The organism is Variovorax sp. NFACC27 (assembly GCF_048301545.1).
Classification (GTDB): Bacteria; Pseudomonadota; Gammaproteobacteria; order Burkholderiales; family Burkholderiaceae_C; genus Variovorax; species Variovorax gossypii.
On sequence record NZ_CP157613.1, the window covers coordinates 1711902 to 1734699 of the forward strand.

The window sequence follows — 22798 nt, forward strand, 5'->3', positions numbered from 1 at the left end:
CGCTGCCCATGTCCCTGTCCGAACTCTCCGCTCCGCCAGAACGCGTCGACATCCAGCTCGGCGACCGCAGCTACCCGATCCTTATCGGCGCCGGCCTGCTGGACGACCCGCGGAGCTTCGCCGCCGTGCCCGCTTCGGCGACGGCCCTGATCGTCAGCAACACCACTGTGGCACCGCTCTATGCCAAGGCGCTGCAGGCGGCGCTGGCGGGCCGGTTCCGGGCGGTCCACCTGCTCGAGTTGCCCGACGGCGAGGTGCACAAGAATCTCCAGACGCTGAACCTGATCTTCGACGAGCTGCTCGGCCACGGCAGCGACCGCAAGACCGTGCTTTTCGCGTTGGGCGGCGGCGTGGTTGGCGACATGACCGGCTTCGCGGCCGCCAGCTACATGCGTGGCGTTCCCTTCGTGCAGGTGCCGACCACGCTGCTGGCGCAGGTCGATTCCTCGGTGGGCGGCAAGACGGCCATCAACCACCCGCTCGGCAAGAACATGATCGGCGCGTTCTACCAGCCCCAGCTCGTGGTCTGCGACCTGGGCACGCTGCAGACCCTGCCGCCGCGGGAGCTCAGCGCTGGCCTGGCCGAAGTCATCAAGTACGGCCCGATCCACGACATGGCTTTTCTCGACTGGATCGAGGCGAACATCGGCGCCCTCGTCGCGAGGGAGCCGGCCGCGCTGGCCTACGCGGTCAAGCGCAGTTGCGAGATCAAGGCGCTGGTGGTCGGGCAGGACGAGCGCGAAAGTGGCCTGCGGGCCATCCTCAACTTCGGCCACACCTTCGGCCACGCCATCGAATCGGGGCTCGGCTATGGCGAGTGGCTGCATGGCGAGGCCGTCGGTTGCGGCATGGTGATGGCGGCACGGCTGTCGCAGCGGCTCGGCGGCGTCGACGCCGCCTTCGTCGAACGGCTCACGCGGCTGATCGAACGGGCCGGCCTGCCGATCGTCGGCCCGGCGCTGGGCGCGGACCGCTACCTGGAGCTGATGCGCGTCGACAAGAAATCGGAGGCCGGCGAGATCCGTTTCGTGGTGATCGACCGGCCCGGCTCGGCGGTGGTCCGCAGCGCGCCCGACGCGCTCGTGCGCGAAGTGCTCGCTCAGAGCTGCGCGCAGCAGTAATGAGCCTCGCGGCCTATGCCTGCCTGCCCGCGCGCTCGCGCGGCCGTCGGCATGCGGAGCCGCCCGCGCCCACGCGCGATGCCTTCCAGCGCGACCGCGACCGGATCGTGCATTCCACGGCCTTCCGCCGGTTGGTCTACAAGACGCAGGTCTTCCTGAACCACGAGGGGGACCTGTTTCGCACCCGGCTCACGCATTCGCTCGAAGTGGCCCAGCTCGGCCGATCGATCGCGCGGGCGCTGCGCATCAACGAGGATCTGGTCGAGGCTATCGCCCTCGCGCACGACCTGGGCCACACGCCCTTCGGCCATGCGGGCCAGGATGCGCTCAACGACTGCATGGCCGGGCACGGCGGCTTCGAGCACAACCTGCAGAGCCTGCGCGTGGTCGACGCGCTGGAGCATCGCTATCCGCAGTACGACGGCCTGAATCTCAGTTTCGAGACCCGCGAGGGCATCCTCAAGCATTGTTCGCGCGCGAATGCCGAGCGCCTGGAGGCCGCGGAGCCCAACGGCGTGGCGCGGCGTTTTCTCGACCGCACGCAGCCGGGGCTGGAGGCTCAGCTGTGCAACCTGGCCGACGCCATCGCCTACAACGCCCACGACATCGACGACGGCGTGCGCTCGGGGCTCATCACGGTCGAACAGCTGTCCGACGTCGAGCTGTTCGCGCGCCATCGTCGCGAAGCGCTGGCCGAGCATCCGCACCTGCAGGGGCGCCGCGTGCTCTACGAGACCATCCGGCGCATGCTGAGCGCGCAGGTCTACGACGTGATCGACGCGACGCGCGCGGCGCTGGAGGCTCTGGCACCGGCTGATGCCGACGCGGTGCGCAAGGCCCCGCCCGTCGTCGCATTCAGCGACACCATGCAGGCCCAGTCGGAAGACCTGAAGCGCTTTCTTTTCCACAACCTCTACCGGCATCCCCAGGTCACCCAGACCACCGACCAGGCGCGGCAGGTGGTGCGGGAGCTGTTCGCGGCGTACCTGGAGCGTGGAGCCGAGATGCCGGCTTCCTACGACGAACGCCAGGACAGGCCCCGCGCGGTCGCCGACTACATCGCCGGCATGACCGACCGCTTCGCCGTGCGCGAGCATGAACGGCTGACCGGCCGGCGGGGCATCGCATGAGTGGGCAGGTCGTGCGACCGCGCGTTCCGGCTGCCGCATTCGCTGTCCTGCTGGGCGGTGTCAGCGGGGCCTTGCACCTGGGCAAGCTGCCGCCTGCCGTGCCGGCGCTGCAGGCATCGCTGGGCATCGGGCTGGTCGAGGCGGGGTTCCTGCTGTCGCTGGTGCAGGTCGCGAGCATGACGCTCGGGCTGCTGGTCGGGCTGGCCGCCGACACCATCGGCCTGCGCCGCAGCATGCTGACCGGGCTCGTGGTGCTCACGGTTGCCAGCCTGCTGGGCGGCCTGGCGGGCACCGAGCTGGGCGGGGCGCATGCCGTGCAATGGCTGCTGGTGCTGCGTGCCGTGGAAGGCGTCGGTTTCCTGCTGGCCGTGATGCCAGGGCCTGGCCTGATCCGTGCCCTCACGCCGCCCGGTGCCGACAAGGCGGCGCTGGGCCTCTGGGGTGCCTACATGCCGCTGGGCGTGGCCCTCGCGCTGCTGCTGGGGCCGGCCCTGATCGCCCGGGGCGGGTGGGCGGACTGGTGGTGGGCGCTCTCGGCCGTGTCCGCCGTGTCGGCCGTCTGGCTCTGGATGGCGGTGCCGGCCGACCGGCTCCGTCCCGCGTCGGCGGGGCCGGCTTCCGGCGGCTGGTCGTCCCGGCTGCGCGCCACCGTGGGGGCGCGTGCGCCGTGGCTGGTCGCGCTGACCTTCGCCGTGTACTCGTCGCAGTGGATGGCGGTGATCGGCTTCCTGCCCGCCATCTACGCGGGTGCCGGCGTGCCGGCTGCCTGGAACGCGGTGCTCACCGCGCTCGCCGCCGCCATGAACATCGTCGGCAACGTCGCCGGCGGGCGCTGGCTGCAGCGCGGCGTGGCTCCCGAGCGGCTGCTGCAGCTTGGTTTTCTGACGATGGCGCTGGGCGGCGTGGCCGCGTTCGCGCAGGCAGGGCAGGGTGCCGACGCCCTGGGCCTGCCGCCGGTGCTGCGCTACATCGCCGTCTGCGCCTTCTCGCTGGGGGGCGGCATGGTGCCCGCCACGCTGTTCCTGCTGGGCGTGCGGCTGGCTCCCGGGCCTTCCACCGTGTCGACGACCGTCGGCCTCATGCAGCAGGCCTCCTCGCTCGGCCAGTTCCTGGCGCCGCCAGCGGTGGCCTGGCTGGCGAACCGCGTCGGCGGCTGGCACTGGACCTGGACGGCCACGCTGGCCTGCTCGCTGATCGGCATGGCGATCGCCCGGCGCCTCGGGCGCATTCGCCCCGCCGCGGAGATGGCATGACGCACCCGGCGACAATCGGGGCCGCCCAGGCCGAGGCCGACACGCGGCGCTGGCTCGAACGCGCGGTGATCGGCCTCAACCTGTGTCCCTTCGCGAAAGCCGTGCACGTGAAGGGGCAGATCCACTACGCCGTGTACGAGCCCGCCGAAGAGCCCGACCTGATCGACGCGCTGCTTGCCCAGGCCGAAGAACTCGTGGCGCTGGACGCCGCCGTGCGCGACACAACCCTTCTGATTGCACCGAACGCCTTGGCCGACTTTCTGGACTTCAACGACTTCACGGCGCGAGCCGAGCGCCGGCTGGCGCGCGCCGGATTCGACGGCGTGCTGCAGCTGGCGAGCTTTCATCCGCGGTTCCAGTTCGCCGGCACCGAAGCCGACGACATCGGCAATGCCACCAACCGCGCGCCGTATCCCACACTGCATCTGCTTCGCGAAGACAGCGTGAGCCGTGCGGTCGAGGCGTTCCCCGAGGCCGAGGAGATCTTCGAGCGCAACATCGACAGGCTCGAGGCGCTGGGGGCCGAGGGCTGGGCTGAGCTCGACGTCGGGCCGGGGAGCGCAAGGCCATGAACACGAAGACTGCACCGAAAACGAACAAGGCCGCCAAGGCCGACGCCGAGCTGGCCGAGGCTCTGCGCCCCGGCCAGTCGGTCGAGCTGCTCAAGGAACTGCACATCCTGACCCGAGAGGGCCGACTCAACCAGGACTCGCGGCGCAAGCTCAAGCAGGTCTATCACCTGTTCCAGTTCATCGAGCAACTGCTGCGCGAACTGCCGGAAGAGGGCGCGGGCGCCACGCTGGCCGACCATGGGGCGGGCAAGTCGTACCTGGGCTTCATCATCTACGACCTGTTCTTCCGGGCCCGGTCGGGCGGCGGCCACGTCTATGGCATCGAGACGCGCGGCGAGCTGGTCGAGCGGTCGCGCGAGTTGGCGAAACGCCTGGGCTTCGAGCGCATGTCGTTCCTGAACCTCACGGTGGCCGAATCGGCCCAGGCGGGCGAACTGCCGACGCAGATCGACGTGGTCACCGCGCTGCACGCCTGCGACACCGCCACCGACGATGCCATCGCCTTCGGCCTGGCCAAGAAGGCTCGCTGCATGGTGCTCGTGCCCTGCTGCCAGGCCGAGGTGGCCGCCTGCCTGCGCGAGACCAAGGCGCTCGCGTTGTCGCGCACGCCGCTGGCCGAGCTGTGGCGCCATCCGCTTCACACGCGCGAGATCGGCAGCCAGCTCACCAACGTGCTGCGCTGCCTGTATCTCGAGGCCAACGGCTACAGCGTCACGGTGACCGAACTGGTCGGCTGGGAGCACAGCATGAAGAACGAGCTGATCCTGGCGCGCTACACCGGCCAGCGCAAAGCGAGCGCAGCTGCGCGGCTGCGCGAACTGCTGGCGCAGTTCGGGCTCGACAAGCTCGGCGACACGCGCTTCCGGCTCGCCTGAGCGCGGGCGCGCAACCCGCGTCTGCCGGATCGGATTCATCCATGGCCCGCCTTCCGCGCCTCACGCTGGCCGACATGCCGCACCACGTGATCCAGCGCGGCAACAACCGCCAGCCGATCTTCACGGACCGCGCCGATCACGAGAAGCTGCTCGCGCTGCTGGCCGAGAACGCCGCGCGCTTCGGCGTCGCGGTGCATGCCTACGTGCTGATGGACAACCACTTCCACCTGCTGGCTACGCCAGACAGCATCACCGGCCTGCCGCAGTTCATGCAATCGGTGGGGCGCAGCTACGTGCGCTACTTCAACGACCGCCACGGCCGCAGCGGCACGCTGTGGGAAGGACGCTACAGGTCGACGCTGATCCAGACCGATCGCTACTTGATGACCTGCATGGCCTACATCGACCTCAACCCGGTGCGGGCGGGCATGGTGGCCGATGCGCGCGACTTCCCGTGGTCCAGCCACGGCCACTACGCCGGCCTGCGGCACGACCGGCTGCTGACGCCGCACCCGCTGTACTGGGAGCTCGGCAACACGCCGTTCGCGCGGGAGGCGGCGTATGTCGAACTGGTGCGCGCCGGGGTGCGCGCAGCCGATCAGAAAGCCCTGACCGAGGCCACCCTGCGGGGCTGGGCTGCCGGCGACGACGACTTTCTCGAGAGCCTGCAGAAGTCCACCGAGCGCCGCGTGGTCAAGGCAAAGGCCGGACGGCCGCCATCCAACTCCCAATCCTGATCCGGAAAGCATGCCTCCATGCGTTGCATGGATTGGCTTTTTTGCTCCTGATTTTGATATGTCCCCAATTTAATTCCTATCGAAAAACTCAACATTTAAATGGAATCTGACCCCTATTAAAGTGTTTGGCATTCTTTGTGCAACGCAATATGCTCCGATTCCCTGCGAAAACTGAAGGAGCGCGCCATGACGACGGCTGCCGAGATCAAGCATCTCCAAGAACACGGTCTGTATTCCGCTGCCGACGAGCACGATGCCTGCGGCGTCGGCTTCGTTGCACACATCAAGGGCGAGAAAAGCCACGCCATCGTGCTGCAGGGCCTGAAGATCCTCGAAAACCTCGACCATCGCGGCGCAGTGGGCGCCGACAAGCTGATGGGCGACGGCGCCGGCATCCTGATCCAGCTGCCCGACCACCTCTACCGCGAGGAAATGGCGAAGCAGGGCGTCACGCTGCCCCCGCCGGGCGAATACGGCGTCGGCATGATCTTCCTGCCGAAGGAACACGCCTCCCGCGAAGCCTGCGAGCAGGAGATGGAACGCGCCATCAAGGCCGAAGGCCAGGTGCTGCTCGGCTGGCGCGACGTGCCGGTCAACCGCGACATGCCCATGTCGCCCACCGTGCGCGAAAAGGAACCGCTGCTGCGCCAGGTCTTCATCGGCCGCGGCAACGACGTGATCGTGCAGGACGCGCTGGAGCGCAAGCTCTACGTGATCCGCAAGACCGCCAGCGCCAACATCCAGCGCCTGAAGCTCAAGCACAGCAAGGAATACTACGTTCCCAGCATGTCGAGCCGCACCGTGGTCTACAAGGGCCTGCTGCTGGCCGACCAGGTCGGTACCTACTACCTCGACCTGCAGGACAAGCGCTGCGTCTCGGCCCTGGGCCTGGTGCACCAGCGCTTCTCGACCAACACCTTCCCCGAGTGGCCGCTGGCCCACCCGTACCGCTACGTTGCCCACAACGGCGAAATCAACACGGTCAAGGGCAACTACAACTGGATGAAGGCGCGCGAGGGCGTGATGTCCTCGCCGGTGCTGGGTGCCGACCTGCAGAAGCTCTACCCGATCAGCTTCGCCGGCCAGTCCGACACCGCCACCTTCGACAACTGCCTCGAGCTGCTGACGATGGCCGGCTACCCCATCAGCCAGGCCGTGATGATGATGATTCCCGAGCCCTGGGAACAGCACGCCACCATGGACCCGCGCCGTCGCGCGTTCTATGAGTACCACGCCGCCATGCTCGAGCCGTGGGACGGCCCGGCCTCCATCGTGTTCACCGACGGCCGCCAGATCGGCGCCACGCTCGACCGCAACGGCCTGCGCCCCTCGCGCTACTGCGTGACCGACGACGACCTGGTCATCATGGCTTCGGAGTCGGGCGTGCTGCCCGTGCCCGAGCAGAAGATCGTGCGCAAGTGGCGCCTGCAGCCCGGCAAGATGTTCCTGATCGACCTGGAACAGGGCCGCCTGATCGACGACGAGGAGGTCAAGGCCAACCTCGCCAACAGCAAGCCCTACAAGCAGTGGATCGAGAACCTGCGCATCAAGCTCGACAGCGTGAAGGCCGAGGCCGCCGAAGCGGTCAAGGCGCCGCTGTCGCAGGTGCCGCTGCTCGACCGCCAGCAGGCCTTCGGCTACACCCAGGAAGACATCAAGTTCCTGATGAGCCCGATGGCACAGGCCGGCGAAGAGGGCATCGGCTCCATGGGCAACGACAGCCCGCTGGCCGTGCTCTCGAGCAAAAACAAGCCGCTGTACAACTACTTCAAGCAGTTGTTCGCGCAGGTCACGAACCCGCCGATCGACCCGATCCGCGAAGCCATCGTGATGTCGCTGGTGTCCTTCATCGGCCCCAAGCCGAACCTGCTGGACATCAACCAGGTCAACCCGCCGATGCGGCTCGAAGTGAGCCAGCCGATCCTCGACTTCGCCGACATGGCGAAGCTGCGCGACATCGGCAAGTACACGCAGGGCAAGTTCAAGAGCTACGTGCTCGACATCACCTACCCGCTCGCGTGGGGCGACGAGGGCGTCGAAGCCAAGCTGGCCTCGCTGTGCGCCGAAGCCGTGGACGCCATCAAGGGCGGCCACAACATCCTGATCGTCAGCGACCGCGGCGTGAGCCCCACGCAGGTGGCCATTCCCGCCGTGCTGGCGCTGTCGGCCGTGCACCAGTACCTGGTGCGCGAGGGCCTGCGCACCACGGCCGGCCTGGTGGTCGAGACCGGTTCGGCGCGCGAAGTGCATCACTTCGGTGTGCTGGCCGGCTACGGTGCGGAAGCCGTGCACCCCTACCTCGCCATGGAAACGCTGGTCGCGATGCACGCCGACCTGCCGGGCGAGCTGAGCGCCGACAAGGCGGTCTACAACTACGTCAAGGCGATCGGCAAGGGTCTGTCGAAGATCATGTCGAAGATGGGTGTCAGCACCTACATGAGCTACTGCGGCGCGCAGCTGTTCGAAGCCATCGGCCTGAACAGCGAGACGGTGAGCAAGTACTTCACCGGCACCGCCAGCCGCGTGGAAGGCATCGGCGTCTTCGAGATCGCCGAGGAAGCCATCCGCATGCACAAGGCCGCCTTCGGCGACGACCCGGTGCTCGCCAACATGCTCGACGCCGGCGGCGAATACGCCTGGCGCACGCGCGGCGAGGAGCACATGTGGACGCCCGACGCCATCGCCAAGCTGCAGCACAGCACGCGCTCCAACAACTGGAACACGTACAAGGAATACGCGCAGCTCATCAACGACCAGAACCGTCGCCACCTCACGCTGCGCGGCCTGTTCGAATTCAAGATCGACCCGGCCAAGGCCATTCCGGTCGACGAGGTCGAGGCGGCGGCGGAAATCGTCAAGCGCTTCGCCACCGGCGCGATGTCGCTGGGCTCCATCAGCACCGAGGCGCACTCGGTGCTGGCCGTGGCCATGAACCGCATCGGCGGCAAGAGCAACACCGGCGAAGGCGGCGAAGACCCCGCGCGCTACCGCAACGAGCTCAAGGGCATCCCGATCAAGCAGGGCGACACGCTGCGCAGCATCGTCGGTGCCGAGAACGTCGAGGTCGACCTGCCGCTGAAGGACGGCGACTCGCTGCGCTCGCGCATCAAGCAGGTCGCGTCGGGCCGCTTCGGCGTCACTGCCGAGTACCTGCACTCGGCCGACCAGATCCAGATCAAGATGGCCCAGGGCGCCAAGCCGGGCGAGGGCGGCCAGCTGCCGGGCGGCAAGGTCACGCAGTACATCGGCAAGCAGCGCTATGCCGTGCCGGGCGTGGGCCTCATTTCGCCGCCGCCGCACCACGACATCTACTCGATCGAAGACCTGGCGCAGCTGATCCACGACCTGAAGAACACCGCGCCGCACGCCAGCATCAGCGTGAAGCTGGTGAGCGAGATCGGCGTGGGCACCATCGCGGCCGGCGTTGCCAAGTGCAAGAGCGACCACGTCGTGATCGCCGGCCATGACGGCGGCACGGGCGCCTCGCCCTGGTCGTCGATCAAGCACGCGGGCAGCCCGTGGGAAATCGGCCTGGCCGAGACGCAGCAGACGCTGGTGCTCAACCGCCTGCGCAGCCGCATCCGCGTGCAGGCCGACGGCCAGATGAAGACCGGCCGCGACGTCGCCATCGGCGCGCTGCTGGGTGCCGACGAGTTCGGCTTCGCCACCGCGCCGCTGGTGGTCGAGGGCTGCATCATGATGCGCAAGTGCCACCTGAACACCTGCCCGGTGGGCGTGGCCACGCAAGACCCGGTGCTGCGCAAGAAGTTCTCGGGCAAGCCCGAGCACGTCGTCAACTACTTCTTCTTCGTTGCGGAAGAAGTGCGCCAGATCATGGCCCAGCTCGGCATCCGCAAGTTCGACGACCTGATCGGCCGTGCCGACCTGCTCGACATGCGCAAGGGCATCGAGCACTGGAAGGCCGCGGGCCTGGACTTCAGCCGCCTGTTCGCGCTGCCGAACGTGCCGGCCGAAGTGCCGCGCTTCCATGTCGAGAACCAGGACCACGGCCTCGACAAGGCGCTCGACGTCAAGCTCATCGAGAAGTCGCGTCCCGCCATCGACAAGGGCGAGAAGGTGCAGTTCATCGAGGTGGCGCGCAACGTCAACCGCTCGGTGGGCGCGATGCTCTCGGGCGCGCTGACCAAGGTGCATCCGCAGGGCCTGCCCGACGACTCGATCCGCATCCAGCTCGAAGGCACGGGCGGCCAGTCGTTCGGCGCCTTCCTGGCGCGCGGCATCACGCTGTACCTGATCGGCGACGCCAACGACTACACCGGCAAGGGCCTCTCGGGCGGCCGCGTGGTGGTGCGTCCCAGCCTCGACTTCCGCGGTGAAGCGGCACGCAACACCATCGTCGGCAACACCGCGCTGTACGGCGCGACCACCGGCGAGGCCTACCTGTGCGGCGTGGCCGGCGAGCGCTTCGCGGTGCGCCTGTCGGGCGCCACGGCGGTCATCGAAGGCACCGGCGACCACGGCTGCGAATACATGACCGGCGGCACGGTGGCCGTGCTCGGCAAGACCGGCCGCAACTTCGCGGCCGGCATGAGCGGCGGCGTCGCCTTCGTCTACGACGAGGACGGCCAGTTCGCTTCGCGCTGCAACCTCTCGATGGTCTCGCTCGACAAGGTGCTGACCTCGGCCGAGCAGACCGCCAGCGTGCACCGCAAGATCTGGCACGGCGGCGAGACCGACGAGGCCCAGCTGAAGAAGCTGCTCGAGGAGCACCACCGCTGGACCGGCAGCAAGCGTGCGCGCGAACTGCTCGACAACTGGTCCGTGTCGCGCACCAAGTTCGTGAAGGTGTTCCCGAACGAATACAAGCGCGCGCTGGCCGAGCTGCACGACCGCAAGGTCGAGCTCACGAGCAGCGGCAACAACGCGCACATCGGCCTGGAGCCGCACGCGCTTGCCGCCCCCGCACCGCAGACGGTCCCCGCCGCGGCTTGAAGATCAACCAAAACAGAATGAACCTCTGTAAGGCATGCAGCGCGTGAAACTGTCACAGCCCCTTCGGGGAACACCGCGGAACCGGCTTTGCCGGGCCGCTGGTGTTGCCCCCTTGAGGGGGGAGGCGGCTACACGCAGTGAGCAAGCAACGGGGGTGTAAAGGAATCACGATGGGAAAGATCACCGGCTTCATGGAGCATGAGCGTATCGAAGAGGGCTACAAGCCCGTCGACGAGCGCCTCAAGCACTACAAGGAATTCGTCGTCGGCCTGGACACCGAACAGGCCAAGGTGCAGGGCGCGCGCTGCATGGATTGCGGCACGCCGTTCTGCAACAGCGGCTGCCCGGTCAACAACATCATTCCGGACTTCAACGACCTCGTGTACCGCAACGATTGGCAGAACGCCTTCGCGGTGCTGGACTCGACCAACAACTTCCCCGAGTTCACGGGCCGCATCTGCCCCGCGCCCTGCGAGGCGGCTTGCGTGCTCAACGTGAACGACGACGCGGTCGGCATCAAGTCGCTGGAGCACGCGATCATCGACCGCGCCTGGGACGAAGGCTGGGTGGCGCCGCGCGTCGCCAAGCACAAGACCGGCAAGAAGGTCGCGGTGGTGGGCTCGGGCCCGGCCGGCATGGCGGCCGCGCAGCAGCTCGCGCGCGCCGGCCACGACGTGACGCTGTTCGAGAAGAACGACCGCGTCGGCGGCCTGCTGCGCTACGGCATTCCCGACTTCAAGATGGAGAAGTCGCACATCGATCGCCGCGTCGAGCAGATGAAGGCCGAAGGCGTGGTGTTCCGCTCCGGCGTGATCGTCGGCGCTACGAAAGACCCGCTGGGCAAGGGCTCCAAGGTCACGAACCTGGCCAAGGAAACCGTCACGCCCGAGCAGCTGCAGAAAGAGTTCGACGCTGTGCTGCTGACCGGCGGCGCCGAGCAGTCGCGCGACCTGCCGGTGCCCGGCCGCGATCTCGACGGCATCCACTTCGCGATGGAGTTCCTGCCGCAGCAGAACCGCGTCAACGCGGGCGACAAGGTCAAGGGCCAGCTGCGCGCCGACGGCAAGCACGTGATCGTCATCGGCGGTGGCGACACCGGCTCCGACTGCGTGGGCACGAGCAACCGCCACGGCGCCGTCAGCGTCACGCAGTTCGAACTGATGCCGCAGCCGCCCGAGGAAGAGAACCGCCCGCTGACTTGGCCGTACTGGCCGATCAAGCTGCGCACCAGCTCCAGCCATGAGGAAGGCTGCGAGCGCGAGTTCGCGATCTCGACCAAGGAGTTCATCGGCGAGAAAGGCAAGGTCACCGGCCTGAAGACGGTTCGCGTCGAATGGAAGGACGGCAAGATGCAGGAAGTGGCCGGCAGCGAGCAGGTGCTCAAGGCCGACCTCGTGCTGCTCGCCATGGGCTTCGTGAGCCCCGTGGCCAACGTGCTCGACGCCTTCGGCGTGGAGAAGGACGCGCGCGGCAATGCGAAAGCAACGGTCGACTTCATCGGCGGCTATGCCACCAACGTTCCGAAGGTCTTTGCCGCGGGCGATATCCGCCGCGGACAGTCGCTGGTGGTGTGGGCGATTCGCGAAGGCCGCCAGGCCGCGCGCTCGGTGGACGAATTCCTGATGGGCTTCAGCGACCTGCCTCGCTGATCCCCGCGGATCGCGTTGGTAGCGAGTTCCTGACGAGGGTCTGACGGCCGCCGCGCTGAATTTTGTTTCAATTCGGCGTGGCCGCCCACGGCCCCGTTATCATCCGCGTCAAACCGCATGCCGGGATGCTTGAAAGAGCGCCCCGGCATTTTTATTGAGATGGACCCAGCCACACCACTGCCACATCCCTTCGTAGAGTTTCGCGACGTCAGATTCGGCTATGGCGCACGCGCCATCCTCGATGGCGTTTCGTTCGTCGTGCCGCGCGGCAAGGTGACGGCGCTGATGGGAGCCTCCGGCGGCGGCAAGACAACGGTGTTGCGCCTGATCGGCGGACAGCAGAAGGCGCAGCGCGGCGAGGTGCTCTTCGACGGCAGCGATGTCGGCAAGATGGATGTGAGCGCCCTCTACGCGGCGCGTCGGCGCATGGGCATGCTGTTCCAGTTCGGTGCGCTGTTCACCGACATGAGCGTGTTCGACAACGTCGCGTTCCCGCTGCGCGAGCACACGCAGCTCCCCGAGGCGCTGGTGCGCGACGTGGTGCTCATGAAGCTCGATGCCGTCGGCCTGCGCGGCGCGCGCGACCTGATGCCCAGCGAGGTGTCGGGCGGCATGGCGCGGCGCGTGGCGCTGGCGCGTGCCATTGCGCTCGACCCCGATCTCGTGATGTACGACGAGCCCTTCGCCGGACTCGACCCGATCTCGCTGGGCACCGCCGCGCGGCTGATTCGCCAGCTGAACGACGCGCTGGGGCTCACCAGCATCATCGTGTCGCACGATCTCGAGGAAACCTTCCGCATCGCCGATCACGTGATCATCCTGGCCAACGGCGGCATCGCCGCGCAGGGCACGCCCGCCGAGGTGCGCGAGAGCGCCGATCCGCTGGTTCATCAGTTCGTCAATGCGCTGCCCGACGGGCCGGTGCATTTCCATTACCCGGGCGTCAGCATCGAGGACGACTTCGGCAACGTCGAAGGAGGGCGCTCATGACCTGGTGGAAGCCATCCGACGCCGGCTTTGCCACGCGCCGCCACCTGGCCAACCTGGGCTATGGCGCGAAGCTCTTCATGCGGCTCGTCGGCCCGGGCGCGCGGATCATGCGCCGCTTCGGGCTGGTGCGCGACCAGATCCATTTCCTGGGCAACTACTCGCTCGCGATCATCGGCGTGTCGGGCCTGTTCGTGGGCTTCGTGCTCGGGCTGCAGATGTACTACGCGCTGCAGCGCTACGGATCTTCCGAGGCGCTGGGCCTGCTGGTCGCGCTGAGCCTCGTGCGCGAGCTCGGTCCGGTGGTGGCGGCATTGCTTTTCACCGGGCGCGCCGGCACCTCGCTGACGGCCGAGATCGGCCTCATGAAGGCCGACGAGCAACTGAGCGCCATGGAGATGATGGCGATCGACCCGGTGCAGCGCGTGCTCGCGCCGCGCTTCTGGGCCGGCGTCATCACGATGCCGCTGCTGGCGGCGGTGTTCAGCGCGGTCGGCATCCTGGGCGGCTACGTGGTGGGCGTGATGATGCTGGGCGTGGACCCCGGCGCGTTCTGGGGGCAGATGCAGGGCGGCGTCGACGTGTGGCGCGACGTCGGCAACGGCGTCATCAAGAGCATCGTCTTCGGCTTCACCGTGACCTTCATCGCACTGCTGCAGGGCTACGAGGCCCAGCCCACGCCCGAGGGTGTGTCGCGCGCGACCACGCGGACCGTGGTGTCCGCGTCGCTGGCCGTGCTGGGGCTGGACTTCCTGCTCACCGCCATGATGTTCAGCATCTGAAGAGGCCCGGCCTCCTTCGTTCTAGATAGACAGAGAGTCAAACCATGCAACGTTCCAACAACGACATCTGGGTCGGCCTGTTCGTCCTGATCGGCGCTGCTGCGCTGCTGTTTCTCGCGCTGCAGTCGGCCAACCTGCTGAGCCTGAACTTCCAGAAGACCTATTCGGTCACGGCGCGCTTCGACAACATCGGCGGCCTGAAGCCGCAGACCGCGGTGAAGAGCGCGGGCGTGGTGGTCGGCCGTGTGGAATCCATCTCCTTCAACGACAAGACCTTTCAGGCAGACGTCACGCTGGCTTTGCAAAACCGCTACAGTTTTCCCAAGGACAGCTCGCTCAAGATCCTGACCAGTGGCCTGCTCGGCGAGCAGTACATCGGGATCGAGGCGGGCGCCGAGGACAAGAACTTGCAAGCCGGCGACACCATCACCGCGACCCAGTCGGCCGTGGTGCTGGAGAACCTGATCAGCCAGTTCCTGTACAGCAAGGCGGCGGAGGGAAATTCGACGTCTGGAACAGCCAATAAGAAATGAAAACACGATCTTCTTTGTTTTTTGCTATGAATAACGTAGCAAGCCGGGCCCGCTGGATTGGCGCCGGCGCAGTACTCGCCTTGGCCGCCGGTTGCGCGACCGGCCCCAATGCCAACCCCGCCGATCCCTTCGAGCCGTTCAACCGGGGCGTCTCGCGCTTCAACGACGCCGTCGACGACGCCGTGCTGGTGCCCGCGGCCACGGCCTACCAGAACGTGCTGCCCTCGATGGTGCGCACAGGCGTGAACAACTTCTTCGGCAACATCGGCGACGTCTGGAACCTGGCCAACAACGTGGCCCAGCTGAAGCTGCAGAACAGTGCCGAGACCTTCATGCGCCTGAACGTCAACACCTTCTTCGGTCTCGGCGGCGTGCTGGACGTGGCGACCGAGGCGGGCATTCCGCGCCACGAGGAAGACTTCGGCCAGACCCTGGGCCGCTGGGGCGTGGGCGCCGGCCCTTACGTGGTGCTGCCGCTGCTGGGTTCCTCCACGCTGCGCGACACAGCCGCCAAGCCGCTCGACATGTGGGGCGACCCGCTGGGCCATGTGGAGGACATTCCCTGGCGCAATTCGCTGACGGTGCTGCGCGTCGTCGACACGCGCTCGCAGTACCTGCGCGCGAGCCGTCTGCTCGGCGACGCGGCGCTCGACAAGTATTCGTTCACGCGCGATGCGTTCCTGCAGCGCCGTCGCAGCCAGGTCTACGACGGCAACCCGCCGGACGACGGCGGCGGCATGGACAAGGGCGCCGACAAATAAACAAAGTGACGCGGTGGAGGGGGGCTGCTTGCATCCGGTTGCAAGGCTTCACCTCCCGGACAGGAACCCGGTCCACCCTGGTGGGCTCGAATCCGTTCCTGTCTCAGCAGCCGGTTTTTCCGGGTGCCTGCGGATTTTCAAACTTGAATGAGGGAATCTCCATGAACAACAAGACCCTGCAACGTCGCGATCTCGGCCGCCTGGTGCTGGCTGGCGCCCTGCTGTTCGGTGCCGCCGTCGCTTTCGTCCAGCCCGCCCGTGCCGCCGATGAAGCGCCCGACGCACTGGTCAAGCGCCTGTCGACCGACGTGCTCGAGACGATCAAGGCCGACTCGTCCATCAAGTCGGGCGACGTCAACAAGATCATGGTGCTGGTCGACAGCAAGATCATGCCGAACGTCAACTTCCAGCGCATGACCGCCTCGGCCGTCGGCCCGGCCTGGCGTACTGCCACCCCCGAGCAGCAGAAGCGCCTGCAGGACGAGTTCAAGGCCCTGCTGGTTCGCACCTACGCCGGCGCGCTCGACCAGGTGACCGACCAGACCGTGACCATCCGTCCGTTCCGCGGCTCGCCCGACGACAAGGACGTGCTGGTGCGCACCGAGGTCAAGGGCCGCGGCGACCCGGTCCAGCTCGACTACCGCCTCGAGAAGACCCCCGGCCAGGGCGCCGGCTGGAAGGTCTACAACCTCAACGTGCTGGGCGTCTGGCTGGTCGATACCTACCGCACCCAGTTCGCGCAGGAAATCAACAAGAGCGGCATCGACGGACTGATCGCCGCGCTGGCCGCGCGCAACAAGGGCAACGGCAAGAGCTGAGCGGGAGCTGCGCGCGATGCTGGTCCTGCCCGCCCGACTCACCCATGACGAGGCTCCCGCCTGCATGCGCATGCTGCAGCAGGGGTTGAAGGGCCAGGCCGACTCGTCGTCCACCGTGGTCGACGCGACGGCGCTGACCCAGTTCGATTCCTCGGCACTGGCCGTGCTGCTGGAATGCCGGCGTGAATCGAGCGCGCTGGGCCGGGGGTTCTCCGTCAAGGGCCTGTCGCCCCGGCTGCGCGAGTTGGCTGCGCTGTACGGCATTGCGGGCCTTTTGCCCGCCGCGCCCTGAAAAAGTAACGGCACCTTAAAATCGCGGGCTCCCATGCCCGCGATCTCATTCCAGTCGGTCTCCAAGACCTATCCCCCCTCCAGACAGCAGAAAGCCCAGGGCAAGCCGGGGCTGAAGGCGGTCGACGAGGTCAGCTTCCAGATCGAAGAGGGCGAGTTCTTCGGCCTGCTCGGCCCGAACGGCGCGGGCAAGACCACCCTGATCAGCATGCTCGCGGGCCTTTCCCGGCCCACGGCGGGCGCCATCAGCGTCCATGGCTTCGACGTGCAGCGCGACTACGCGCAGGCGCGCCGCCAGCTCGGCATCGTGCCGCAGGAGCTGGTGTTCGACCCCTTCTTCAACGTGCGCGAGTCGCTGCGCATCCAGTCGGGCTACTTCGGCATCACCAACAACGAAGCCTGGATCGACGAGCTGCTGCAGAGCCTGGGTCTCGCCGACAAGGCCACGGCCAACATGCGTCAGCTCTCCGGCGGCATGAAGCGCCGCGTGCTGGTGGCGCAGGCGCTGGTGCACAAGCCGCCGGTGATCGTGCTCGACGAACCCACCGCCGGTGTCGACGTCGAACTGCGCCAGACGCTGTGGCAGTTCGTCGCCAGGCTCAACAAGCAGGGCAGTACCGTGCTGCTCACCACCCATTACCTCGAAGAAGCCGAGGCGCTGTGCAGCCGCATCGCTATGCTCAAGCTGGGCAAGGTGATCGCACTCGACCGCACCAGCGAACTGCTGAAGTCGGCCGCGAGCAACGTGCTGCGCTTCAAGACCGATGCCATGCTGCCCTGGGCCATCGCCCAGCATGCGCGCATCACCGGGCGCATCGTGCAGCTGCCCGCGCAGAACGCGCATGAAGTCGAACAACTGCTGGCCGCGATCCGCGAAGCCGGCGTCGCGGTGGAAGACGTGGAAATGCGCAAGGCCGACCTGGAAGACGTGTTCATCGACCTGATGGCCGGCGAGCAGACCCCGCTGGAGGTGGCGCGATGATGGCCGTCACGGGCTGGCGCGCGCTGCTCTACAAGGAAACGCTGCGCTTCTGGAAGGTCGGCTTCCAGACTGTGGGCGCGCCGGTGCTCACCGCGCTGCTGTACCTGATGGTGTTCGGCCACGTGCTCGAAGACCACGTGAAGGTCTACGGCACGGTCGGCTACACCGCCTTCCTCATTCCCGGCCTGGTGATGATGAGCGTGCTGCAGAACGCCTTCGCCAACAGCTCGTCGTCGATCATCCAGAGCAAGATCATGGGCAACCTGGTCTTCGTGCTGCTCACGCCGCTGTCGCACTGGGGCTGGTTCTTCGCCTACGTGGGCTCGTCGATCATCCGCGGGCTGGCCGTGGGCGTGGGCGTGTTCGCGGTCACTATCTTCTTCGCGGTGCCGGGCTTCGAGGCACCGGGGTGGATCCTGGTGTTCGCGCTGCTGGGCTCGGCCATGCTGGGCACGCTGGGCCTCATCGCCGGTCTCTGGGCCGAGAAGTTCGACCAGATGGCGGTGTTCCAGAACTTCCTGATCATGCCCATGACCTTCCTGTCGGGCGTTTTCTATTCGATCGGCTCGCTGCCGCCGTTCTGGCAGAAGGTCAGCCACCTGAACCCGTTCTTCTACATGATCGACGGCTTCCGTTACGGCTTCTTCGGCGTGAGCGACGCCTCGCCCTGGCTCAGCCTGGGCATCGTCGGCACCGCGTGGCTGGTGGTGAGCGCCATCGCCGTCCATCTCCTGCGCACAGGCTACAAAATCCGGGGCTAGAACATGGCTCTCCCCCAGTCTTCGCGCACTTCGTGTCGCTTCGCCAACCCCCTTCCGGGGGCAACACCTGCGGCCCGGCAAAGCCGGTTCCGCGGTGTTTTCCAATAAATGCTCATCCCATGACCGCTGACCAGCTCCAAGCCATCATCACCGCCCACCTGCCGTGCGAGCACATCTCGCTGGAGGGCGATGGCCGACATTGGTACGCGACCATCGTCTCGGCCGAGTTCGAGGGCAAGCGCTCGATCCAGCGCCACCAGCGGGTCTACGCCACCCTGGGTGCGAAAATGCATACCGACGAGGTGCATGCGCTTTCGATGAAGACATACACGCCGGCCGAATGGGCGGCGGTGGAAAAATAACTCCCCGGCCCCTCGTGGCCCCCTGATTTCGCTGGAACTTCGATGGACAAACTTCTGATTCGCGGCGGGCGAGAGCTCCGCGGCGAAGTACTCATTTCCGGCGCCAAGAACGCAGCGCTGCCCGAACTGTGCGCGGCCCTGCTGACCGACCAGCCCGTGACGCTGCACAACGTGCCGCGCCTGCAGGACGTGTCGACCATGCTCAAGCTGGTGCGCAACATGGGCGTTTCGGCCGAGCGCGACGACAACGGCACCGTGCAGCTCAACGCGGCCGAACTCACCAGGCCGGAAGCGCCCTACGAGCTGGTCAAGACCATGCGCGCCTCCGTGCTGGCCCTGGGCCCGCTGCTGGCGCGCTTCGGCCATGCCAAGGTGTCGCTGCCGGGCGGCTGCGCCATTGGCTCGCGGCCGGTCGACCAGCACATCAAGGGCCTGCAGGCCATGGGCGCCGAGATCGTGGTCGACCACGGCTACATGGTCGCGCGCCTGCCGGCCGGTCGCACGCGGCTGAAGGGCGCGCGCATCCTGACCGACATGGTCACCGTCACCGGCACCGAGAACTTCCTCATGGCCGCCGCGCTGGCCGAGGGCGAGACGCTGCTCGAGAACGCCGCGCAGGAGCCGGAGATCGTCGACCTGGCCGAAATGCTGATCCGCATGGGCGCGAAGATCGAAGGCCACGGCACCAGCCACATCCGCATCCAGGGCGTCGAGAAGCTGCACGGTTGCGAGCACGCCGTGGTGGCAGACCGCATCGAGGCCGGCACCTTCATGTGCGCCGTGGCGGCCACCGGCGGCGAGGCCTTCCTGCGCAATGCGCGCGGCGATCACCTCGACGCGGTGATCGACAAGCTGCGCGACGCCGGTTGCAAGGTCACCCCCGAGAAGGACGGCGTGCGCATCGCCTCCAAGGGCCCGGCCTACGAGCACCTGAAGGCGCAGAGCTTCAGCACCACCGAGTACCCGGGCTTCCCGACCGACATGCAGGCCCAGTTCATGGCCCTGAACGTGATCGCGCGCGGCGCCTCGATGGTCACCGAGACCATCTTCGAGAACCGCTTCATGCACGTGAACGAGATGGTGCGCCTGGGCGCCCACATCCATGTCGAAGGCAAGGTGGCGATGGTCGAGGGCGTGCAGCAGCTCTCTGGCGCCACCGTGATGGCCACCGACCTGCGCGCGTCGGCCAGCCTCGTCATCGCCGGCCTCGTGGCCGAGGGCGAGACGCTGGTCGACCGCATCTACCACCTCGATCGGGGCTACGACCGCATGGAAGCCAAGCTGCGCGGCCTGGGCGCCGACATCGAACGACTGACGGGAGCGGCCGCCGCATGATTACCCTTGCATCACAGGAGTCGCAATCGTGATCACGCTTGCTCTGTCCAAAGGCCGCATCTTCGAAGAGACGATGCCCCTGCTGGCCGCCGCCGGCATCGAGGTCACCGAAGACCCCGAGAAGTCGCGCAAGCTCATCCTCGGCACCACCCGCCCCGACGTGCGCGTGGTGCTGGTGCGCGCCTCCGACGTGCCCACCTACGTGCAGTACGGCGGCGCCGACCTCGGCGTGACCGGCCTCGACGTGCTGCTGGAGCACGGCAACCAGGGCCTCTACCAGCCGCTGGACCTGCGCATCGCCGCCTGCCGCCTGAGCGTCGCCGTGCGCGCCGACTACGACTACGCCTCGGCCGTGAAGCAGGGCTCGCGCCTGCGCGTGGCCACCAAGTACGTGGGCCTCGCGCGCGACTTCTTCGCCAGCAAGGGCGTGCACGTCGACCTGATCAAGCTCTACGGCAGCATGGAGCTGGCGCCGCTCACCGGCCTGGCCGACGCCATCGTCGACCTGGTCTCCACCGGCAACACGCTCAAGGCCAACCACCTCGTCGAGGTGGAGCGCATCATGGACATCAGCGCCCGCCTGGTGGTGAACCAGGCCGCGCTCAAGCTCAAGCGCGAGCCGATCCGCCACATCATCGACGCGTTCGCATCCGCCATTCCTTCCGCCTGAACCCTTCCGTCCAGTCCCATGACCCTGAAAGCAGCCCCCCTCCGCCTGTCCACGACTTCAGCCAGCTTCGACGCTGAATTCAAGGCGCGGCTGCATTGGTCCGCGGACGCCGACGCGGCCATCGAGAAAGTCGTGGCTGACATCCTCGCCGACGTGCAGAAGCGAGGCGACGAGGCGGTGCTCGAGTACACGAACCGTTTCGACAAGCTCGACGCGAAGACGCTGCCCGAGCTGGAGTTGACGCAAGCTGAGCTGAAGGCCGCTTTCGAGGCTCTGCCCGCCGCGCAGCGCGACGCGCTCGAAGCTGCCGCGCGCCGCGTGCGCAGCTATCACGAGGCCCAGAAGAAGGCCAGCGGCGAGAGCTGGAGCTACCGCGACACCGACGGCACGCTGCTCGGCCAGAAGGTCACGCCGCTCGACCGCGTCGGCATCTACGTGCCGGGCGGTAAGGCCGCCTATCCGTCGAGCGTGCTGATGAACGCCATTCCGGCGCACGTTGCCGGCGTGGGCGAGATCATCATGGTCGTGCCGACGCCGAAGGGCGAGAAGAACCAGCTGGTGCTGGCAGCGGCCTACGTGGCCGGCGTGACGCGCGGCTTCACCATCGGCGGCGCCCAGGCCGTGGCCGCGCTGGCCTACGGCACCGCCACCGTTCCCGCCGTCGACAAGATCACCGGCCCGGGCAACGCCTACGTCGCGGCCGCCAAGCGCCGCGTGTTCGGCACCGTGGGCATCGACATGATCGCGGGCCCCAGCGAGATCCTGGTGCTGGCCGACGGCACCACGCCGCCCGAGTGGGTGGCGATGGACCTGTTCAGCCAGGCCGAGCACGACGAGCTGGCCCAGAGCATCCTGCTGTGCCCCGACGCGGCCTACATCGACCGCGTGCAGGCCGAGATCGACCGCCTGCTGCCCGCCATGCCGCGCGCGGAAATCATCGCCGCCTCGCTCAACGGACGCGGCGCGCTGATCCACACGAAGAGCATGGAAGAGGCCTGCGAGATCAGCAACCGCATCGCTCCCGAGCACCTGGAAGTAAGTAGCAGCGAGCCGAACCGCTGGGAGCCGCTGCTGCGCCACGCCGGCGCGATCTTCCTCGGCGCCTTCACCAGCGAGAGCCTGGGCGACTACTGCGCCGGGCCGAACCACGTGCTGCCCACCAGCGGCACGGCGCGCTTTTCGAGCCCGCTGGGCGTGTACGACTTCCAGAAGCGCTCCAGCCTGATCGAGGTCAGCGAGGCCGGCGCGCAGGTGCTGGGTCCGGTCGCCGTGACGCTGGCCGAGGGCGAGGGCCTGCAGGCGCACGCCGAGGCCGCCCGCATGCGGCTGCGTAAGATCTGAATTCCAATAACAACCCGCATGCGGGAGGAGCACGCCTGATGATCGATCGTCTTTTCGGTTTGCGTTTCTTCGGTTCGCGCCTGTTCAGATTCGCCGCCACGGCCGTCGCGGGCGCCGCGCTGCTGGCGGCCTGTAGCCAGATGCCGCAGGCGCCGCGCGAATCGGTGGCCGCCACTGCCACGCCCAGCGCCGCGCCCGCAGCTCCGGCGCCGCAGCTCGGCACGCAGTGGGGCGAGGGCATCGAATCGAAGACCCGCACGGTCGTCACCAAGCGCCTTTCCGACCGGCCGGACGACCTGGCCTCGCTGGGCTACAACGAAGCCTCCGCCGTGCGCCGCGCGGTGGGCGCCAACGCCGAAAGACGCCTGAACCTGCTGCTGGCCGACGGCGATGTCGAGTGGTCGGTGCTCGACGAGGACGGCCGCCCGCTGCCGCTGCAGCGCGCCCGCCGTGGCAGCGGCGGCGACGACATGTTCCGCCTCGCAGGTGTCGAGGGCTCGCGCTACACGCTGCGCTTTCGCAACCTCAGCGAGCGCAGCTACGAGGTGATCGCCACGGTCGACGGCCTCGACGTGCTCAGCGGCAAGCCCGGCAGCCTGCGCAACGGCGGCTACGTGCTGCAGCCGCTGCAGTCGCTGACCATCGAAGGCTTCCGCAAGAGCCAGAACGAGGTGGCCGCCTTCCGCTTTTCCGCGCCCGGCCGCGCCTACGCGGCGAACACCGAGGCCGGCGACGTGCGCAACATCGGCGTGATCGGCGCCGCGCTGTTCGAGCTCGAGCAGCGCGACGTGCCCCGCCGCCCGCGCCGCGACGCCGCGCCGCAGCAGCCCAGCGCATTCCCCGCCGACGGCGCCTACGCGCCGCCGCCGCGCTACCGCAAGTGAT

21 protein-coding genes are annotated in these 22798 nt (G+C 67.6%); all 21 read left to right on the forward strand.

Annotated elements, in window-relative coordinates; all coding sequences use genetic code 11:
- Window positions 1-8 precede the first annotated feature (8 nt).
- Entirely contained in the window at window positions 9-1121 is a 1113-nt protein-coding gene (aroB, locus tag ABL840_RS07980) for a 3-dehydroquinate synthase (RefSeq protein WP_176947388.1), read from the forward strand.
- Window positions 1121-2251 carry a deoxyguanosinetriphosphate triphosphohydrolase gene (locus ABL840_RS07985; RefSeq protein ID WP_093196395.1) on the forward strand — a complete coding sequence of 377 codons (1131 nt, stop codon included), beginning with the start codon at window positions 1121-1123 and terminating at the stop codon, window positions 2249-2251. The genes aroB and ABL840_RS07985 overlap by 1 nt, the downstream gene beginning before the upstream one ends.
- On the forward strand, window positions 2248-3504 hold the full coding sequence (locus ABL840_RS07990; RefSeq protein WP_093196393.1) for a CynX/NimT family MFS transporter: 1257 nt from the start codon (window positions 2248-2250) through the stop codon (window positions 3502-3504). Before ABL840_RS07985 ends, ABL840_RS07990 begins: the two co-directional genes overlap by 4 nt.
- Window positions 3501-4076: a DUF1415 domain-containing protein gene (locus tag ABL840_RS07995; protein ID WP_093196391.1), complete on the forward strand. Its 576-nt coding sequence runs from the start codon at window positions 3501-3503 to the stop codon at window positions 4074-4076. Before ABL840_RS07990 ends, ABL840_RS07995 begins: the two co-directional genes overlap by 4 nt.
- Entirely contained in the window at window positions 4073-4951 is an 879-nt protein-coding gene (locus tag ABL840_RS08000; RefSeq protein WP_093196390.1) for a class I SAM-dependent methyltransferase, read from the forward strand. The genes ABL840_RS07995 and ABL840_RS08000 overlap by 4 nt, the downstream gene beginning before the upstream one ends.
- A gap of 41 nt (window positions 4952-4992) precedes the next feature.
- A complete protein-coding gene (locus ABL840_RS08005) occupies window positions 4993-5688 on the forward strand; it encodes a transposase (protein ID WP_093196388.1) in 696 nt (231 codons plus the stop codon).
- A 186-nt stretch (window positions 5689-5874) separates the two neighbouring features.
- The gene (locus tag ABL840_RS08010; RefSeq protein WP_093196386.1) at window positions 5875-10641 is read left to right on the forward strand and encodes a glutamate synthase-related protein; all 4767 of its coding nucleotides are present in this window, start codon (window positions 5875-5877) and stop codon (window positions 10639-10641) included.
- A gap of 170 nt (window positions 10642-10811) precedes the next feature.
- Window positions 10812-12290: a glutamate synthase subunit beta gene (locus ABL840_RS08015; protein ID WP_093196384.1), complete on the forward strand. Its 1479-nt coding sequence runs from the start codon at window positions 10812-10814 to the stop codon at window positions 12288-12290.
- Window positions 12291-12449: 159 nt separating this feature from the next.
- A complete protein-coding gene (locus ABL840_RS08020; protein WP_093196382.1) occupies window positions 12450-13280 on the forward strand; it encodes an ABC transporter ATP-binding protein in 831 nt (276 codons plus the stop codon).
- Window positions 13277-14059 carry a lipid asymmetry maintenance ABC transporter permease subunit MlaE gene (mlaE, locus tag ABL840_RS08025; protein ID WP_093196380.1) on the forward strand — a complete coding sequence of 261 codons (783 nt, stop codon included), beginning with the start codon at window positions 13277-13279 and terminating at the stop codon, window positions 14057-14059. Before ABL840_RS08020 ends, mlaE begins: the two co-directional genes overlap by 4 nt.
- A gap of 44 nt (window positions 14060-14103) precedes the next feature.
- Window positions 14104-14592 carry an outer membrane lipid asymmetry maintenance protein MlaD gene (gene mlaD, locus ABL840_RS08030; RefSeq protein ID WP_093196378.1) on the forward strand — a complete coding sequence of 163 codons (489 nt, stop codon included), beginning with the start codon at window positions 14104-14106 and terminating at the stop codon, window positions 14590-14592.
- 26 nt (window positions 14593-14618) lie between these two features.
- Window positions 14619-15353 (forward strand): VacJ family lipoprotein, encoded by a 735-nt coding sequence (locus ABL840_RS08035; protein ID WP_176947390.1) that lies wholly within the window; start codon window positions 14619-14621, stop codon window positions 15351-15353.
- A 161-nt stretch (window positions 15354-15514) separates the two neighbouring features.
- Window positions 15515-16171, forward strand: coding sequence for an MlaC/ttg2D family ABC transporter substrate-binding protein (locus ABL840_RS08040; RefSeq protein ID WP_093196375.1), 657 nt, complete (start codon window positions 15515-15517; stop codon window positions 16169-16171).
- Window positions 16172-16187: 16 nt separating this feature from the next.
- A complete protein-coding gene (locus ABL840_RS08045; protein ID WP_093196373.1) occupies window positions 16188-16463 on the forward strand; it encodes an STAS domain-containing protein in 276 nt (91 codons plus the stop codon).
- Window positions 16464-16496: 33 nt separating this feature from the next.
- Window positions 16497-17444 carry an ABC transporter ATP-binding protein gene (locus tag ABL840_RS08050; RefSeq protein WP_093196372.1) on the forward strand — a complete coding sequence of 316 codons (948 nt, stop codon included), beginning with the start codon at window positions 16497-16499 and terminating at the stop codon, window positions 17442-17444.
- Window positions 17441-18205, forward strand: coding sequence for an ABC transporter permease (locus tag ABL840_RS08055; RefSeq protein WP_093196370.1), 765 nt, complete (start codon window positions 17441-17443; stop codon window positions 18203-18205). The genes ABL840_RS08050 and ABL840_RS08055 overlap by 4 nt, the downstream gene beginning before the upstream one ends.
- Window positions 18206-18324: 119 nt before the next feature.
- Complete coding sequence (locus tag ABL840_RS08060) at window positions 18325-18567, forward strand: BolA family protein (protein ID WP_019654412.1); 243 nt, start codon at window positions 18325-18327, stop codon at window positions 18565-18567.
- 42 nt (window positions 18568-18609) lie between these two features.
- On the forward strand, window positions 18610-19902 hold the full coding sequence (murA, locus tag ABL840_RS08065) for a UDP-N-acetylglucosamine 1-carboxyvinyltransferase (protein WP_093196368.1): 1293 nt from the start codon (window positions 18610-18612) through the stop codon (window positions 19900-19902).
- A 28-nt stretch (window positions 19903-19930) separates the two neighbouring features.
- Window positions 19931-20572 carry an ATP phosphoribosyltransferase gene (hisG, locus tag ABL840_RS08070; protein WP_093196366.1) on the forward strand — a complete coding sequence of 214 codons (642 nt, stop codon included), beginning with the start codon at window positions 19931-19933 and terminating at the stop codon, window positions 20570-20572.
- 18 nt (window positions 20573-20590) lie between these two features.
- Window positions 20591-21913 (forward strand): histidinol dehydrogenase, encoded by a 1323-nt coding sequence (hisD, locus tag ABL840_RS08075; RefSeq protein ID WP_093196364.1) that lies wholly within the window; start codon window positions 20591-20593, stop codon window positions 21911-21913.
- Between the two features lie 38 nt (window positions 21914-21951).
- The gene (locus ABL840_RS08080; protein WP_093299813.1) at window positions 21952-22797 is read left to right on the forward strand and encodes a hypothetical protein; all 846 of its coding nucleotides are present in this window, start codon (window positions 21952-21954) and stop codon (window positions 22795-22797) included.
- Window position 22798 lies beyond the last annotated feature (1 nt).